The sequence below is a fragment of the Pauljensenia sp. UMB3104 genome (genome assembly GCF_030217285.1).
Classification (GTDB): Bacteria; Actinomycetota; Actinomycetes; order Actinomycetales; family Actinomycetaceae; genus Pauljensenia.
Genome location: NZ_JASONN010000204.1, coordinates 1 through 298, shown reverse-complemented (window position 1 = coordinate 298; position 298 = coordinate 1). Strand labels below are relative to the sequence as shown.

The window sequence follows — 298 nt, the reverse complement described above, 5'->3', positions numbered from 1 at the left end:
CTCCTGGGCAATTCAGATTGACCATGACGCCGGTCTTCTCGTCCTTACCAATGAGAGCCCATTTAGCGCAACGAATATTTCCATCACTATCAGGCATGAAAAAGACACGATTTACCAGGGTGGGGCCGGGGCTATCGGACCCTTCGGAAAGGTAGGCCTCGGCACTAGCCTGCTCGTGGATGATGTGCGCGACCGCCTGGCTAGCAAGGACACCGCACTTGGTGGCGGCATTTTCGGGGTCGCTCAGATCAGCTGTGACGTGTTCTTGTCGTGGGATAGTCAGGTCGGGGTGCCCCGC

At 57.4% G+C, this 298-nt stretch carries 1 protein-coding gene; it reads right to left on the bottom strand.

What is annotated here, in order from left to right; genetic code table 11:
- Positions 1-298 (bottom strand): hypothetical protein (locus QP415_RS11385; protein WP_285100143.1); only part of this gene is annotated, 298 nt, incomplete at both ends.